This window comes from Streptomyces alkaliphilus (genome assembly GCF_014141535.1).
GTDB lineage: Bacteria > Actinomycetota > Actinomycetes > Streptomycetales > Streptomycetaceae > Streptomyces > Streptomyces alkaliphilus.
Map to the genome: position 1 here is coordinate 1 of NZ_VKHT01000758.1, position 2,535 is coordinate 2,535.

The 2,535-nt window shown below is 76.4% G+C and carries 2 protein-coding genes; both read left to right on the forward strand.

The genetic code is table 11. The features are described 5' to 3' along the window. Positions 1–1,304, forward strand: a 1,304-nt coding sequence (locus tag FNQ90_RS19435) for an acyl-CoA dehydrogenase family protein (protein WP_228471402.1), incomplete at its 5' end; no start/stop codon positions are given. Then, a complete protein-coding gene (locus FNQ90_RS19440) occupies positions 1,301–2,431 on the forward strand; it encodes a type III polyketide synthase (protein ID WP_323380075.1) in 1,131 nt (376 codons plus the stop codon). The genes FNQ90_RS19435 and FNQ90_RS19440, both read left to right, overlap by 4 nt. Positions 2,432–2,535: the final 104 nt, after the last annotated feature.

Consider the following 2,535-nt stretch of genomic DNA (forward strand, 5'->3'; position numbering starts at 1 on the left):
CCCCCGATCCGCGGACCGTCACCGACCCGGTCCCGGACGCCCGGGATGTCCCCGGCGGGGCACCGAACGGCCCCGGGACACCACCGGACGGAACACCGGCCCCGGACGCGGCCGGTGCCCTGGAGCGCGTTCGCGCCCTGGTCCCCGCCCTGGCCGAGCGGGCCGCCGCCCATGACGCGGCGGGCAGCTTCCCCACCTCCGATTTCGCCGATCTGCGCGCGGCGGGCCTGCTCGGCCTCATGGTCCCCCGCCGGCTCGGCGGCAGCGGCGCCGACTTCGCCGACTACACGGCCGTGGCGGTCGAGTTGGCCGCCGGTTCGGGCGCCACCGCGTTGATCCACAACATGCACGCCTCGGTCACCGGGGCCCTGGCCCACACCCCGGACGACCTGGCCCGCGCACTGGGTGCCCCCGAGGAGTGGTTCACCACCCGCGACCGCGTACTGCGGGACGCCGCCGGGGGCGCGCTGTACGGGGTCGCGATGAGTGAACGCGGCGCCGGCTCCAGGCTGTCCCGCATCACCACCGGCTACCGCCGCACCGCCGGGGGGTACCGGATCACCGGGCGCAAGGCGTTCGTCTCCGGGGCCGGGCACGTGGACGCCTATCTGGTGGCCGCCCGGGACGAGGACGCGAGGAGCGCGACCGGGGGCGCCCCGGGGGACGCGGAGGCCCGCGTCTCCTACTTCCTGGTGCCCGCCGGTGAGGGCGTGCGGGTGGATCCCACCTGGGACTCGCTGGGCATGCGGGCCACCGGCAGCCACGACCTGCACCTGGACACCGAGGTGTCCGCCGACGCGCTGCTGGGCGGCGTCGAGGGGCTGGCGCTGCCGATCGCCGAGGTGATGCCGCAGTGGCTCGTCGCCTCCTACGCCGCCGTCTACGTCGGGGTCGCCCGGGCGGTGCTGCGCGCCGCCGCGGACCACCTGGGGGAGCGCGGCCTCACCGGACTGCCCGCCGTGCGGGCACGCATGGGGCGCGCCGACGCCGCGGTGGAGGCCGCGGCCCTGGCGGTCGCCGAGGCGGCCCGCCGGGTCACCGACCGGCCGGGCGAACCGGAGACCAACCGGTGGGTGTGGCGCGCCAAACTGCTGGCCGGGGACACCGCCGCCGAGGTCGCGTCCTCGGCGCTGGAGGCGGCCGGTACCTCCGCGACCCGACGCGGCCACCCCCTGGAACGGCTCTACCGGGACGCCCGCTGCGGGGCCCTGCAACCCGCGACCTCGGACGTGTGCGCGGATTGGTTGGGGGTGGCCGCGCTGGGGGGCGATCCGGCCCGGGACACGGCGGTGCCCCGGTGGTGAGCCCCGGACACCCCTTCACCCCGCCCGCCGCCGGGGCCGCGCCGGTGATCACCGGCATCGGGGTGGCGGTGCCGGAGCCGGTCTCCCAACAGCGCCTGTGGGAGGACTTCTTCCGGGAGCACTTCGCCGACAGCCGGCTCGCCCGGCGCGTCTTCGCCTCCGCGGGCGTCACCCGCCGGCACACCGTGGTCAACCCGCTCACCGAGCCGCCGACCCACTGGAGCACCGCCGAGCGGATGAGCCGCTACGGGGTCGAGGCGCCGCTGCTGGGCCGGCGCGCGGTGACCGCCGCGCTGGAGGCGGCCGACCTGGACGTCGACGCGGTCGGCATGCTGGTCGTCGCCTCCTGCACCGGTTACGAGACCCCCGGCCCGGACATCCGGATCGCCGCCTCCCTCGGTCTGCGTCCGGACACCCGCCGGCTGCTCGTCGGTCACATGGGCTGCTACGCGGCGCTGCCCGGCCTGGGCAGTGTGAGCGACTACGTGCCGGCCCGGGGACGGGCGGCGGTGCTGCTCTGCGTGGAGTTGACCTCCCTGCACCTCCAGCCGCCCACCACCGACCCCCAACAGGTGGTCACGCACGCGCTGTTCGGGGACGCCGCCGTCGCGGTGGTGGTGCGCCCCGGTGGTTCGCCGGGCGACGGGGATCCGGTCACCGGGGCCCCCGGAGAGACCGTGCCCCCGCTGGAGGTGGTCGATCTCGCCTCCCACACCGATGCCGGCACCGGGGAGCACATGACCTGGCGGATCACCGATCTGGGGTTCCGGATGGGATTGGCGCCGGAGGTACCGGATGTCCTGGCCAAGCACGTGCGGCCGGTGGTGGAGGAGTTGTTGGCGCGCAACGGGTTGGCCCTCCACGATCCGGTCGGCTGGGCGGTGCACCCCGGCGGGCCCCGGATCCTGGACACCGTGCGGGACGAACTGGGCCTTCCGGAATCGGCGTTGGCATCCTCCCGGGCGGTCCTGGACGCCTACGGGAACTGTTCCTCGGCCACGGTGCTGTTGGTGCTGGACCACCTGCGCGGGACGGGGGCCCTCGTGCCCGGCGCGTACGCGGTCGCGCTCGCCTTCGGGCCGGGGCTGACCCTGTGGGCGGCCCTGCTGCGCGTTCCCGGTGGCTGATCGGGCCGATACCGCCGGCCGGGGCTCAGCAGCCGCCCCGGGCCGGGGAATCGCCGCCGGGACCGCCGACCGCCACCGGTGCCCCACAGCAGCCACCCCCGGCC